The organism is Paenibacillus sp. BC26, from assembly GCF_900116125.1.
In the GTDB taxonomy this organism is placed as follows: Bacteria; Bacillota; Bacilli; order Paenibacillales; family Paenibacillaceae; genus Paenibacillus_Z; species Paenibacillus_Z lignilyticus.
On the sequence record NZ_FPAD01000007.1, the window covers coordinates 141,944 to 155,760 of the forward strand.

Sequence of the window (13,817 nt, forward strand, 5' to 3'; positions counted from 1 at the left end):
CGATGCCAAGCGAACGCGCGCGAAGAATACCCCTTTTTCCGTTAAAAAGCATTCAATCGAATATCTCCTTGGCGTTCTCTCTTCTCATCCTTGCGGCAATCGTGCTGACGAGCTTAATCAGCTATCAGCTGTCGGTCGATGCGGTTGAACGTAATTCCAAGGGTTATATCGAAGAAATCATCAAACAAGTGAACATGAATATTCAGTCCTACGTGGATAACATGGAGAACATTTCCTTGCTCGCGTTGACGAACAAGGACGTGAAGTACTACATATCCGACAATTCGTACATCAGCGCCGAGGATCGTCGGATCTACGAGAAACGTATATCCGACCTCTTCCAAGCGATCTTATACACGCGCAATGACATCGCTTCGATTATGGTTTTTGGCTACAATGGGCGTTTCGTTTCCGACAGGCGCATTACGAACTTGAATCCCAATATGAAGCTGTCCGATCAAAGCTGGTTCCAGATGGCCAAAAGCGAGGGCGGCAAATCCGTCATCTCCTCGCCCCATGTGCAGAACATTATCCAGAACGAATACCGCTGGGTCGTTTCTTTGAGCCGGGAGCTCAAAAGCACGGACGGCATTACGGCGGAAGGCGTCTTCCTGGTCGATCTGAACCTCAGCATCATCAATGATATTTGCAAAAATATCGACTTAGGCAAGAAAGGCTACCTCTTCATCGTCGATAATAGCGGCAACATTGTCTATCATCCTCAGCAACAGTTAATTGACAGTAAATTGCGGACGGAGAGAATCGCCGATGTCATCAAGGCATCAAGCGGCAGCTCCTTCGTCGTGAATGACGGCGAAGGCAAGCGGATTTATTCCGTGCAGGATACGAATTTCGGCTGGAAAATCGCCGGCGTTGCCTACACGGACGATCTTATTGCGAGCAAGGACGACTTAAGAAACTCGATCCTCCTCTATTCCTTGTGCGGACTGGCTATCTCCCTGCTTATCTCGGTTTGGCTCTCGCACCGTTTATCGAAGCCGATCAAAGTGCTGCAATCCGATATGAAGCAAGTGGAGAAAGGCAACTTCGACATTCAGACGGAAATCGGGCAAATGAACGAGATCGGGCAGCTCGGCCGTTCCTTTAATATGATGGTCAGTCGAACCAAGTCTCTCATGGAAGAGACGATTCATAATCAAGAGAGCAAGAGGAAGAGCGAGCTGCTGCTGCTGCAATCGCAGATCAATCCCCATTTCTTATACAACACCTTGGATTCCATCGTATGGATGGCGGAGCAGAAGCAGCATGAAGAGGTCGTTCTGATGACATCGGCATTAGCGAAGCTATTTCGTGCCAGTATTACGAAGGATCAGGAGCTGGTACCGATTCGCGTGGAGATCGAGCATATCACGAACTACCTGCTCATTCAGAAGATGCGGTACGAGGAGCTCGAATATGATATTCAGATGGATGAATCGATTCTGGGCTTCAAAACGTTGAAGATCTTGCTTCAGCCTTTAATCGAGAATGCGATCTATCATGGCATACGCAATAAATACGGCATTAATGACGGCATCATTACCATTCGCGGCTGGCAGACGGAGGATAAGATCATCTTCGAGGTCGAGGATAACGGCTTCGGCATGACGCCGGAGCAGGCCGAACGCCTGCTGATCCCTGTCGAAGGGGAAACCCGCAATCAAGGCATTGGGATCAGGAACGTCAACGAGCGGATTAAGCTGTATTTCGGCTATGAATACGGCATCCAAATTCGCAGTGAAATCGAAGTCGGCACTTGCGTTTCGATTTCGATCCCGAAACTCGGTTAAAGGGAGAATGTTATGTTTAGGCAGAGATTTACGATAGGGCTGGCCCTTGTATTATTCATTGCAGCGGTTTATTCGATTTTCTACTTTAAGCTGTTTAGCGTGACGAACCATCATGAGAAGAGCATTACGGTCGTCCTGAAGTCCTTAAACGTTCGTTCGGATTTCTGGCAGGCGGTCAGTGCGGGATCGGCGGCGGCGGCCAAAGAGAACGGGCTCACTCTTAACGTCCAAGGCCCGCTGCAAGAAGGAGACGCGGAGGAGCAAATTCATGTGCTGGAAGAGGCCATCAGTCAGAAGCCGCAAGCGATTGTGGTGGCACCTTATGCGGATGACCGCATGCCTGCCTTATTCAAACAAATTCGTGAAGAGGGCATTAAATTGGTCGTGATCGATACTCCGCTTGAGATGAAATCCGCCCCCGTTGTCGTGTCTAACAATCATGTAGAGGCCGGGCGGTTAGCGGGAGAAACGGCAATTAATGTGACGAAGAGAAATCCCGTCATCGCGATTATAAGCGATCATGCGGATGCCACCATCTCGAAGGAGCGGCTGGAGGGTTTGAAGCATGCCCTTGAGCGCTATAAGAACAGCATTGTCGGCGTTTATTATGGCGAGCAATCCGAAGATAAAGCCTACGACATGGCCAAGAAGCTGCTGGACGAAGGTCGGTCCTTCAATACCTTCATTACGATGAACGAATCCGCGACCATCGGCGTTGCCAAATTGTTAAAGGAACAGAACAAAGCAGGTGCGATCAAGCTGATCGGCTTCGACAGCTCCTTCTACGAAATCCAGCTGCTGGAGGAAGGCGTCTTGAATGCGGTCATCGTGCAGAAGCCGTTTAATATGGGCTATCTCGGCGTGAAGAGAGCCTTAAGCCTGATCGAAGGCACGAATACGGCTCCCGTTACATACATCGAATCCAATGTCATCAATCGCAAAAATATGTATTTGCCGGAGAATCAGAAGCTGCTGTTTCCATTCATTGAGAACAAATAGAGAAGGGTGTGAGCCGCATATGAACGTCTTCTTCCGTCCCGCGCATTATTCGAAGGCAGCATTTTCTGCAATCTTCCTATCCGTTATCCTGTCCTCCTGCATGTCATCGGGCGAAGAGCCGACTCCTCCCGCCAAGGAGGATAGAGCCCTTATTCGGTTTGTTGCCGCTGAATACAGTACGGAAACGAAGCCGTTCCTGGAGAAGCTCGTGAAAGATTTCGAAATCAAAAACCCGCTGATCGACGTCGAGCTGCAGGTCGCGAACTGGGACATTCTTGATGGCATCTACACGACGATGATTAGCAAAAACCAACCGCCCGATCTTTTAAATACGAATGTATACGCTCATTTTGCCCAGGACGGCCTGCTCAATGATATGGGTACGATTATTTCGAAGGAGCTCGCCGCTAGACTCTACCCGAATTTAGTCGCGATGGATCGGATGAACGGTACGCAGTTCGCCTTGCCGTACGTTGCCTCGACGCGGAATTTGTACTACAACAAAGAGCTGCTGGAGAAGGCCGGTATCAAGTCTCCGCCAACCACTTGGTCAGAGCTCGAGAAAGCGGCACAGCAGATCAAAGCTGCAGGCGCTGCAGATGGTTTCGGCGTTGATCTGACTGACAATGAGACCCAAGCGTATCTCTCCTATTTCTTCTATGGAGCCGGAGGTTCATGGACCAAGGATGGTAAATGGACAATCAATTCTCCGGAGAATATCGCGGGATTGACATACCTGAAGCAGTTGTTCGATAAAGGGTTAACCGATCCCGAGCCGACCGTTACGACGCGCGACGAGAAGCAGCGGATTCTGGGCGGAGGCGGACTTGCCATGCTTATCTCGGGCAACTACTTCACTTCCGTTGTGCCGAAGGAATTTCCCGCGCTCAAGTGGGACAAGGGCCCCATCCCCGTGAAAGACGGGCAGCCTCCGATTACGTTCGCCGTGCAGGACGTGCTCATCTCCTTTAAGACGGATCATACGAACAAAGAAGCGTTGTCCAAGTTTCTGGATTTCCTATACGACGATTCGGCCTATGGCGATATGATCAAGCGCGAAGGTCTCCTCCCCGTCACGAGTACGGTAGGCAGCCGGATGTCCATGCAAGACAATGTCATGAAAGGCAATCTCGATGCGCTGAGCAAAGCGATGTTTTATCCGGTTGGAGAACCCGCTTGGCAAGCTGTTCTCGATTATGCCCGCAAGATGGGAGATGCCGTCCTCTACGAGCATCTTACTCCCAAGGACGCCTTGGACAAGCTGCAGCAATTCGCCGAAACGAAGAGCGGCCGGTAACGCGGCAAAATAAGAAAAGAAGAAAACAAAGAATTCGTGGAAGATATTCGATAGAGACTTAAGCCCTCCCACCTTATGATGAGAACAAGCGCTGGAGTTCACTTGTGAGCTACCAAAGGAAGCGTAAATCATCATTACTGGGAGGGTTTGTTTTTATGACCATGAACAAAAAAATGGCTGCAATCGGTCTTGCCGGCATTCTGGCTGCCGTATCGCTAACAGGATGCGGTTCCAAGAATAACAACGAGGCTGCAAGCACGACTACCGAAAATACGACGGCCAATACCTCGGAGAACACAACAGCAACCAATACCACTAACACCTCCACGGATACAACCGCTAAATTAACCGGCGACTTCGAAATTCAATATTTCGTTGGCGGATACGGCGACAAATGGTGGAAACAAGTTATCAGTGATTTCCAAGCCGCTAACCCGGATCTGAAAATCAAACAATCCGGCGGTCCGCAAATCAATGAGCAAATGAAACCGCGTTGGATCGGAGGCAACCCCCCTGATTTCGTGTACATCGACGGCGCCGGCTTGAATGACCGCCAAATGGTTGAAGATGGCCAACTTGAAGATTTGACCGACTGGCTGAAGGATGCCAAGAACATCGACGGCGATCTCATCACCGATATTCTGGCACAGCCTGCACAGCAATTCGACGGCAAAGTATACAACATTCCACTCGTACTTAACTCGTGGGGCGTGTTCTGGAACAAAGCCTTGTTCAAAGAAAAAGGTTGGACGGAGCCAACAGATTTCCAATCCTTCCTGGATACAAGCGACAAAATCAAAGCGGCCGGCATCAATCCATTTATCCACACAGGTAAATATCCGTACTACATCAACGGATCGATTCTGTATCCGGCCATCGTTTCGGCAAACAACAATGATTTCACCATCCTTCAAGACATGGCAGCTAACAAAGTAGAAGCTTTCGAAAGTCCTGCCGTACTTACGGCTTTGAACAAAATCGTAGAGCTGCGCGACAAAGGCTTCATCGATCCGGCGTCGATTCAAATCAACCACACCGATTCGCAAATGCTCTTCCTGCAAAACAAGGATGCGTTTATCCCGAACGGCCTATGGCTGCCTAACGAAATGTCCAAAGACATTCCGGATGGCTTCGACTTCGGCTTCATTCCTTCCGTAACGCAAGATGCTGGCGGCAAAGTCGTAGCGAATACTTCTACATCGACAGTAGCAATCGCTAAAGATGCGAAGAACAAAGATGCAGCGAAAGCATTCCTGCAATTCATCTTCTCTAAAGCGCAAGCTTCCCAGTGGGCAGAGCTTAGCGGTGCACCTTCCAACATCAAAGGCGATATCAGCGCTTCCAATGCGCCGAACTTCGTTAAAGATGCTGCGAAATATCTGACAGATCCAAATACAGTTGTTATCCCGACGATCACTTACAACGCGGACGTGGATAAAGCGATGATGGATGCAACAGATGCCCTTACAATTAGCAAAATCACCCCTGAAGAGTGGGTCAAACGTGTAACTGACGCAGTAAAAAAAGTAAGTAAATAATAAGCCTTCAGAGGCTTAACGCGGAGGGTGATCGGGGCAGACGCCTCGATCCTTCTCTGCGAATTTACTCGGAGGGATGGCAGGCACTATGACTCATAGAACCACTAAGTGGCAGCGTAATGTGTTTATCGCAACCTTCATTATCCCTACTCTATTGTTCTTTGGGGTATTTACGATTTATCCGGTTGCGCAAGGATTGTATTTCTCGTTCTTCGACTGGTCCGGCATGTCGCAGCATAAAACGTTTATCGGCTTGGATAATTTCAAGGAATTGTTTCACGATCCCATTGTATGGAGAGCGATTGGCAACGATTATTTTCTGGTAGTGGGCAAGGTTATCGGCATTATGACGATCGCCACCTTTTTCGCTGTAGCGCTTACCCGGTTTGGCTTTAGGCTCTCAGGGTTCTTCCGTTCGATTTTCTTCATTCCGAATGTTATTTCCGTCGTCGTTATCGGCGTATTGTGGAACTTCATATATAATCCGCAAATCGGTTTCTTGAACGCGTTTCTGTCGTTATTCACCAAAGAACAGGTCACGATTACTTGGCTTGGATTTACGAATCACACGATTTGGATGCTGCTGCCTCCGGCCATTTGGGCCGGTATCGGATTTTATATGATCCTCCTGATCGCCGCGATCCAGAGCATTCCGGACTCCTATTACGAAGCTGCCAGCTTAGAAGGAGCGGGACAATGGGGGCAATTCCGCAACATTACCCTTCCGCTCGTTTGGGAGCAAATTAAAGTTTCGACGCTCAATATCATGATGACGACGCTTAACGGCTCGTTCGTCATTGTGTGGATTATGACAGAGGGCGGTCCGGATAACAGCACGCAGGTTATGGGCTCCTATTTATACCAAATGGCATTCCGCCAATATCATTTCGGCTATGGTGCTTCGATCGGATTTATCATCTTGATCTTGTCGTTAATTACGACTATCGTACTTCAACGGTTAATGCGCCACGAAACCGTCGAGATGAGTTAAGGAGGACTTCGAGATGATTGTAGGTTTAAGAAATCCAGTCGCTAAACTATTCTTCTATGGAATCCTTGTCGTATGGGGCATATCCGTCTTATACCCACTGCTTTGGACACTCCTGGACGCTTTGAAAAATAACGAGCAATTCTTCCGCAACGCGCCGTGGTCCTTACCGGAATTCCCGCTTCTGTGGTCCAATTTCTCCTATGTATGGAGCAACTACAACTTCGGCACCTATTTCATTAACTCGATTGTGGTCACGGCCGGTTCTACGGGGCTCGGCCTTATCTTATCGGCTATGACGGCTTACGTGCTGGCAAGATACAAGTTCAGAGGCAGCAACATGCTGTATCTGCTCTACATTTCGTCGATGATGATTCCGTTCGTGCTGGCTCTTATTCCATTGTTCTTCCTAATGAATTCGATGCATTTGATTAACACGAAGTTCGGATTAATCGTCGTCTATGCCTCAAGCTTGCTGGCTTTCGGAATCTTCGTGCTCGTCGGTTTCTTTAAATCATTGCCGAAGGAACTTGAGGAAGCGGCTATCGTCGACGGTACTTCTTATTTCGGCACGTTCTTCCGGGTCATGCTGCCGTTGTCGCAGCCGGGGTTGATTACCCTTGCGATCATTAATGTCTTGAACATCTGGAACGAGTATATCGTAGGTACGATCCTCGTTAATGATCCGCTGCAGTATACGCTGCCTGTTGAGATCGGCGTTATGCGAGCAGAAATGCAATATCGGACAGAGTGGGGTCCTCTATTCGCTGCTTTGCTCATCACGATCGTACCTGTTCTGTTCATGTACATCATCTTCCAACGTCGAATCGCGAGCGGCATAACCGCTGGCGCCGTTAAATAAGAATAAGGGCTGTCCCATCGTCGTCTTGAATGACTTGTGGGACAGCCCTTTTTTTCGCATTCGCTGGCCGGATTCCGTTATACTTGTAATAAATGGATAGTGGCGAAGCGACAAATTCAAGGAGGCAGAGATGATAACACGAACCATCGATGGCGTTTCCTTCGGGTTGAAAGAAGATTTTGACTTTGATTTTCTTGGTGAATACGGCGAGGTCTTTGCCGTATTCGATAAGCAGGATTCGGGATACCTGTGCTTTGGCGTTCAGAGCGAGAACGAGTGCAGGAGTGAGAACGATAACGAGAGTAAAAACGAGAACAGGAAGCTGTTCTTGAAAATGGCCGGTGCAGCCACATTAGAGAGTAATGTCAGTCCGGAAGCAGCCATCGCTAGACTTCGATCCACCGTAGTTGTTTATGAGGATTTGCGTCATCCGGTGCTCATAGCTATGATCGCGCACAAGGAAATTCCCGAGGGCTATCTGACCGTCTATGAATGGTTCGATGGCGAATGTATGGGCAGACAATATCAGTCTCATGATAAATTCTTAGCTCTGCCGATCGAAGAGAAGCTGGCGATATACAGAGACCTCTTGCTATTTCACATTCATACCAACAACTGCGGTTATATCGCCTTAGATTTCTACGATGGCAGTATCATGTATGACTTCCGCACGCAACGGACCATGGTTTGCGACATTGAAGTGTACAGCAAGAGACCCGTAATCAATACAATGGGACGTATGTGGGGCTCCAGTCGGTATATGTCTCCGGAAGAATTCCAGCTAGGCGCCGAGATTGATGAACGCTCCAATGTTTTCGTAATGGGGGCCACCGCATTCCAGCTGATGGGCGGCGGCATGGACCGTTCTATCGATAAATGGCAAGCTTCCGAGAAGCAGTACCTCGCAGCTCTGCGCGCGGTTAGTGCAGAGAAAGACGATCGCTATCCGACCATCGCTGACTACTACGAGGCTTGGACGAACGCTTGACGAATATGCGATAATTGGTACCTCTCTTGATGGCTGCTCGCTCGCTTTCCCACCAATGTGCGGTAACCAGTACCTCTCTTTATGCATACTCGCTCGCTTTCCCGCCAAGTGCGGTAACCAGTACCTCTCTTCACGCCTTCTCGTTCGCTTCCCCGCCAATGTGCGGTAACCAGTACCTCTCTTCATGCCTGCTCGCTCGCTTTCCCGCCAAGTGCGGTAACCAGTACCTCTCTTTCAGCTACTTTCACGCTTTCCCACCTATGTGCGGTAACTGGTACCTCTCTTGCGGACAGCTGCTAATCACTCTCTGGGAGAGCTCCAAACGACAAAGAAATGTTGCCCAGGAGGCAACATTTCTTTGTCGGATATTTCCGCTGGGCGAACCCACCCCATCTTAGAAATCGAAGTTGTCCGGGTCCGGGCCGACGCGAAGGTTCTGGTTTAACTGGTCAATGCGGGCCACCTCATCGCTCGAGAGCTCAAAATCAAACAGCGATGCATTCTCGATGATGCGATGTTCCTTCGTTGACTTCGGAATCGTCACAATGCCATGCTGCAGATCCCAGCGCAGGATGACTTGAGCAATCGATTTGTTATGAGCGCCCGCGATTTCTTTTAACACAGGATGCTCCAGCAGTTGACCTTGCATTAACGGAGACCACGCTTCGATTTGAATGCCATGCTCCGCGCAGAATCGTCTTAGCTCCTGCTGCGATAATTGCGGGTGGAGCTCCACCTGATTCACCATAGGTTTCACAGTCGCATCTTTCATCACGTCTTCAAGATGATGGATTTGGAAATTGCTCACGCCAATCGCTCGTACTCGGCCCTCTTTGTAGAGCGTTTCGAGTGCCCGCCAAGCCTCTTTGTATTTGCCTTTCACCGGCCAATGGATAAGATACAGATCGAGATACTCGAGGCCTAGTTTTGCTAAGCTAGTCTCATAAGCAGCCAGCGTTGCCTCATAGCCCAAGTCGGCATTCCACACCTTCGACGTCACGAACAGCTCCTCTCTGGCGATCCCGGACTCCGAAATCGCTTCTTGAATCCCCCGCCCCACACTTTGCTCATTTCCGTAAATGGCTGCTGTATCTACACTGCGATAGCCCTGTTTAATCGCTGTTTTGACAGCCTGGACAAGCTCATCGCCTTCTGCCACTTGAAATACGCCGAGCCCCAGCCAAGGCATCTTCACACCGTTGTGTAATGTTGTTGTATCCTGTACATGTTTCGAAATCATAAGAAAAACCTCCTGTATTTATGTTTAGTATGATGAAGATGTAGTTGTAGTTATAGACGAAGTAACAGATCCCGATGCAGCACTTGCTTCAGCTCTCCGCTCCAAGACGCGTGCTCTCCCCGTTAAGATAACCGCTCCGAAGACCATCAATGCTCCAACCCATGCGGTATGAATAAGCCCGATGGAATCCGTCACGACGCCGCCCATATAGGCGCCAATCGCAATGCCCGCATTAAACGCGGCAATATTAACAGCAGACGCGACATCAACCGCTTTAGGCGCATAACGTTCAGCCAGAAGCACGACATACACTTGCAGGCCCGGCACGTTCATGAAAGCCAGCAGCCCCATGAAGAAAATCGTAATCAGCGCCGCAATTTTAAACGGGACGGTGAACGTTAAGACGAGCAGCACGATGGATTGCAAAATAAACATATAGAACAATGCAGTGAGAGGCTTGCGGTTGGCCGCTTTACCGCCAATTACGTTGCCGATTGCAATGGCTATGCCATATACGAGTAGAATAACCGCGATCGTCGTATCTTTAAATCCGGTTATATTGTGAAGCAACGGGGATAAATAAGTGAAGACGACAAAGGTGCCCCCGTATCCAATAGCGGTGATCGAGAATGCTAGCAGCAGCCGTCCATTCGTAACAATCTTAAGCTGCTCGCGAAGCGGCGTTCGGCTCCCTTTGCGCATAGTCGCGGGAATCAATATCAAGTTGGCGATCAGGGCAATGATGCCGATCGCGACGATCCCGATAAAGGCAGCCCGCCAGCCCCATTCTTGACCGATCAAAGTTCCCAGCGGCACGCCTGTAACGGTCGCCACGGTAAGGCCGGAGAACATAATCGCAATAGCGCTAGCTCTGCGGTTCTCAGGTACGAGATCAGCCGCAATTGTAGAGCCAATCGACATGAAGATGCCGTGCGCGAAAGCAGAGATTACGCGTGCCGCAAGCAGAATGCCGATCCCGCTCGCCCCTGCCGCAAGACTGTTCCCCACAATGAAGACAAGCATGATCCAGATCAGCAATGTTTTTCGCGGGATACCAGTCGTTAAGGTAGTCAATATTGGAGCTCCCAGCGTTACCCCAAGCGCATATATAGTTACCGTTAAAGCGGATGTAGTCACAGATATGTTCAAGTCTTTCGAGACCAGAGGCAGCAGCCCCACGCTGATAAACTCCGTCGTCCCGATTGCGAAGGCGCTTATGGCGAGCGCAAGCAGGGCTAATGTACTTCTTTTCTTATCGAGTGGCAAGTGAGATGCCTTCTTTCGTTTGATATTCCCGGCCGGTAAGTGCTACTATAGGTGAAATAAGTTTGTATGAACAGTACGTACTTTAAAGTGATATAGGCACTTCTAAGTGCTATACGCACTAAAAAGTGCCTATCGGGTTCGGGGAGGAACGGCCATTGCTCAAGAAGAAATACAACATCTCGGTGGAAGCAACACTGGAGGTGATCGGCGGAAAATGGAAATGCGTCATCCTTTGTCATCTGACGCACGGGAAGAAACGAACGAGTGATTTTAGACGCCTCATGCCGGGCATCACGCAGAAAATGTTAACGCAGCAGCTCAGGGAATTAGAGCATGACGGCATCGTGAATCGGATCAGCTACAACCAGGTTCCGCCTAAAGTGGAGTACCAGCTCAGCGACTATGGCTGGAGCTTGGAAGCCATCTTAAATGCGCTGTGCAATTGGGGAGATACGCATATTATTAAAGAATACGGCGATCGATCCGCTGTGCTGGAGGATAGCATTCTGAATAATAAAGACGTTCACATAGAAAGCCCCCTCGGGTAGTCAGAATTCCAAATCAAGTTCTTGGAGTACACCTGCCAATCGCCAACTAGCCCATCCAACTTTACCAGCTTCCCGGAGTCCTCGCCGCTCTAACGACTTGTAGAAGCCTTATTTCGTATAAAATGGCAACTTCAAAATTCTAACGAATCACAGAGGTCTTATTGAGCAGAGTTAAGCAGAGATGCTGGGGTTTTGGAACAACTAAGACCTGTACGATTCGTTAGAATTCCAAAACGAGTATTTTGGAGCAAATAAGACCTGTACGATTCGTTAGAATTTTCAAAGCCGTCATTAGCTCGTAGATGTGCTCCGGAGTTCGATCATTTCAAACCAAACTGCAACAACGCGCATCGATTGAATATCGATGCGCGTTGTTTTTTATTTGTTGCTTGCCACGGGTATGACCAATAGAAGGCCTTGATTATTGCGGCTCGGCAGCTGCTTTGAAGTAGTCCGGCTTATAGGTTGTTGCAAAGAATGCGGTAAGCATCGTAAACGGCAGCACACTCAAAGCAATAACAAACGGAGTGATGGGCATCATAAACATGACGAAGATCAGCCAGCCTACCGGTACATATAGCAGCAAGATGCCGAAACCGAGCACGGACGATGCAATCATCCGTCCGATACGATGCCAATCCATCAGGGCGACAATCAACATGCCCAGTGTCGATAAGGCAAATACGTAACTGAGCTCAACGAATAAGAATAGGGTTCCGATTGTGAGCAGCAATTGAATCGGCAGTAAGCCTGCCAGCGCTACGGCAAGTGACTGTCTGCGCATCCGGAGGTACATGACAGCAAGGATGATTAAGCTAAGCGCGACGAACAGACAAAGAAATACATAGTCATTATTCGTCCGTTTGCTTATCCCCATCATCTGTGTCACTACTACGACGATTCCCCAGCTCAACAGTCCCGCGGCCCCGATCATCCCAGCAAACCAACCCGTGCCAATCAAGATTTGACGAAGCAGAACCTTTCCCTGCCGAAGCTGCATCAACAACCAGAATAAAGAAGCAAATACTGCCAATGCAGCTAAGATATAAGCGACTATATCAGTCATGACTACAAGATGGCCAGGTAGGAATGTAAAGAAAACACTATCCCTCGTTGAACCGCTGCTTCCCCCTCCAATCTGCTCATGCCCTGCGGCATACTCAGCCAGTTCCATGGCAGTCTGCAAGAAGTTATAAGCTGTGCCGCGATCCAGATTTTCAACGTTATCCGTCATTCTATGATAATGCTCCACGCCTTCTGCCACTGCGAAATTAAGCCCGGGATAACCCGCTTCCATAAAGAAAGTCAAATCCGTGCCGTTTGGCATTTTGCGATACAGCCCCGTGGTGAATGAGAACGCAATCGGGTGAGAGCTTGCCGCTTGAAAATGCCGCAACAGCTCATAGTTCGGCGCAGAAGTCTCAAACATGAGCAGGCCGCCGCGATCCCCGCGCGCATCGAAATTAAGGACAAGACCAATCTTACTCGTAAGCTCCGGATGCGACTTCACGAAAGCTTTTGCACCCAACGCGCTCTCCTCCTCCCCATCCGTAAACAGGAAGTAGAGATCATTCTTCAGCAGCTCGGGATGGCTCCCTTGTTCGCGCATGACTTCTAACAGAGAACTTACGGAAACCATATCATCTGCCGCACCAAGGGCCTCGTCCTCACTGTCGTAATGGGCCAGCATGAGGATACCGCGGTCCGTGTCAGGCGCGTCCAGTTTCACCCAAATATTGCTCAAGGCCAGGTCTTTCAATGGCGGACCTTCTCTGTGAATAACTTCAACCGTTTTACTTCCCGGAGCGGCCTTCTTGTCTCCCGACGAAGACTTCTCCTTTTCAATTCGAACCTCTCTCGGCGGTCCATCCTGGGCCAGATGCTCGGCTTCCAAGTCGGCGGCCGTGTACACTTCCCGGTCAACGGTCGGTTCCAAGCCCATGTCTCGAATTTCTCCCAGTAGATGGGCTCGTACGGCTTCCAGCTCCTTGGAACCGGATGGATGCGGCGCAACGGTCATGGCAGTCAAATTGGCAAGCATCCGTTGAAAAGCCGGATAATCCGCACCGGATTCCGATGGCGGTGACGGCGGCCGCATTTGCAGAAAACCAAACCAGAGCCCCGCGATAACTACGATAAGCATAAGTACCATCGATATTCGTTTATTCATACTTCCTCCCTATGCCATTCATCTACAGCTATGATAGCTCAGAATCGGTTAAATTTTGGTAAAACGTTCAATGTTCGCGAGATATCCGCCCATTTTCCAATTTTTGAGCGGAAACTATATTGACACCCGAT

General features: G+C 49.4%; 11 protein-coding genes. 8 read left to right on the forward strand and 3 right to left on the reverse strand.

What is annotated here, in order from left to right; translation table 11 throughout:
- Positions 1 to 2: 2 nt before the first annotated feature.
- From BM412_RS30170 to BM412_RS30200, 7 genes are all read left to right on the forward strand, one after another.
- Positions 3 to 1,790, forward strand: coding sequence for a cache domain-containing sensor histidine kinase (locus tag BM412_RS30170; RefSeq protein ID WP_091225415.1), 1,788 nt, complete (start codon positions 3 to 5; stop codon positions 1,788 to 1,790).
- A gap of 12 nt (positions 1,791 to 1,802) precedes the next feature.
- A complete protein-coding gene (locus BM412_RS30175; RefSeq protein WP_091225416.1) occupies positions 1,803 to 2,789 on the forward strand; it encodes a substrate-binding domain-containing protein in 987 nt (328 codons plus the stop codon).
- A complete protein-coding gene (locus BM412_RS30180) occupies positions 2,776 to 4,086 on the forward strand; it encodes an extracellular solute-binding protein (RefSeq protein ID WP_218163204.1) in 1,311 nt (436 codons plus the stop codon). The genes BM412_RS30175 and BM412_RS30180 overlap by 14 nt, the downstream gene beginning before the upstream one ends.
- 155 nt (positions 4,087 to 4,241) lie before the next feature.
- On the forward strand, positions 4,242 to 5,624 hold the full coding sequence (locus tag BM412_RS30185; protein WP_091225418.1) for an ABC transporter substrate-binding protein: 1,383 nt from the start codon (positions 4,242 to 4,244) through the stop codon (positions 5,622 to 5,624).
- Between the two features lie 88 nt (positions 5,625 to 5,712).
- Positions 5,713 to 6,615 (forward strand): carbohydrate ABC transporter permease, encoded by a 903-nt coding sequence (locus BM412_RS30190; RefSeq protein ID WP_091225419.1) that lies wholly within the window; start codon positions 5,713 to 5,715, stop codon positions 6,613 to 6,615.
- 13 nt (positions 6,616 to 6,628) lie between these two features.
- Positions 6,629 to 7,474, forward strand: a complete 846-nt coding sequence (locus BM412_RS30195; RefSeq protein ID WP_091225420.1) for a carbohydrate ABC transporter permease — start codon at positions 6,629 to 6,631, stop codon at positions 7,472 to 7,474.
- A 130-nt stretch (positions 7,475 to 7,604) separates the two neighbouring features.
- Complete coding sequence (locus tag BM412_RS30200; RefSeq protein ID WP_091225421.1) at positions 7,605 to 8,462, forward strand: protein kinase family protein; 858 nt, start codon at positions 7,605 to 7,607, stop codon at positions 8,460 to 8,462.
- 394 nt (positions 8,463 to 8,856) lie between these two features.
- On the opposite strand, the gene BM412_RS30205 is transcribed toward BM412_RS30200, so the two are convergent.
- On the reverse strand, positions 8,857 to 9,702 hold the full coding sequence (locus BM412_RS30205; RefSeq protein ID WP_371264883.1) for an aldo/keto reductase: 846 nt from the start codon (positions 9,700 to 9,702) through the stop codon (positions 8,857 to 8,859).
- Between the two features lie 24 nt (positions 9,703 to 9,726).
- Positions 9,727 to 10,968 (reverse strand): MFS transporter, encoded by a 1,242-nt coding sequence (locus BM412_RS30210; protein ID WP_091225422.1) that lies wholly within the window; start codon positions 10,966 to 10,968, stop codon positions 9,727 to 9,729.
- A gap of 155 nt (positions 10,969 to 11,123) precedes the next feature.
- On the opposite strand from BM412_RS30210, the gene BM412_RS30215 reads away from it, so the two are divergent.
- The gene (locus BM412_RS30215; RefSeq protein WP_091225423.1) at positions 11,124 to 11,516 is read left to right on the forward strand and encodes a winged helix-turn-helix transcriptional regulator; all 393 of its coding nucleotides are present in this window, start codon (positions 11,124 to 11,126) and stop codon (positions 11,514 to 11,516) included.
- Positions 11,517 to 11,937: 421 nt separating this feature from the next.
- Here the strand turns inward: BM412_RS30215 and BM412_RS30220 are convergent, their stop codons facing one another.
- Entirely contained in the window at positions 11,938 to 13,686 is a 1,749-nt protein-coding gene (locus tag BM412_RS30220; protein WP_091225424.1) for a M28 family peptidase, read from the reverse strand.
- Positions 13,687 to 13,817: the final 131 nt, after the last annotated feature.

Coding starts and splice junctions, on each gene's coding strand:
- BM412_RS30170 (WP_091225415.1), top strand. CDS start 3: ATGCCAAGCGAACGCGCGCGAAGAATACCCCTTTTTCCGTTAAAAAGC.
- BM412_RS30175 (WP_091225416.1), top strand. CDS start 1,803: ATGTTTAGGCAGAGATTTACGATAGGGCTGGCCCTTGTATTATTCATT.
- BM412_RS30185 (WP_091225418.1), top strand. CDS start 4,242: ATGACCATGAACAAAAAAATGGCTGCAATCGGTCTTGCCGGCATTCTG.
- BM412_RS30190 (WP_091225419.1), top strand. CDS start 5,713: ATGACTCATAGAACCACTAAGTGGCAGCGTAATGTGTTTATCGCAACC.
- BM412_RS30195 (WP_091225420.1), top strand. CDS start 6,629: ATGATTGTAGGTTTAAGAAATCCAGTCGCTAAACTATTCTTCTATGGA.
- BM412_RS30200 (WP_091225421.1), top strand. CDS start 7,605: ATGATAACACGAACCATCGATGGCGTTTCCTTCGGGTTGAAAGAAGAT.
- BM412_RS30205 (WP_371264883.1), bottom strand. CDS start 9,702: ATGATTTCGAAACATGTACAGGATACAACAACATTACACAACGGTGTG.
- BM412_RS30220 (WP_091225424.1), bottom strand. CDS start 13,686: ATGAATAAACGAATATCGATGGTACTTATGCTTATCGTAGTTATCGCG.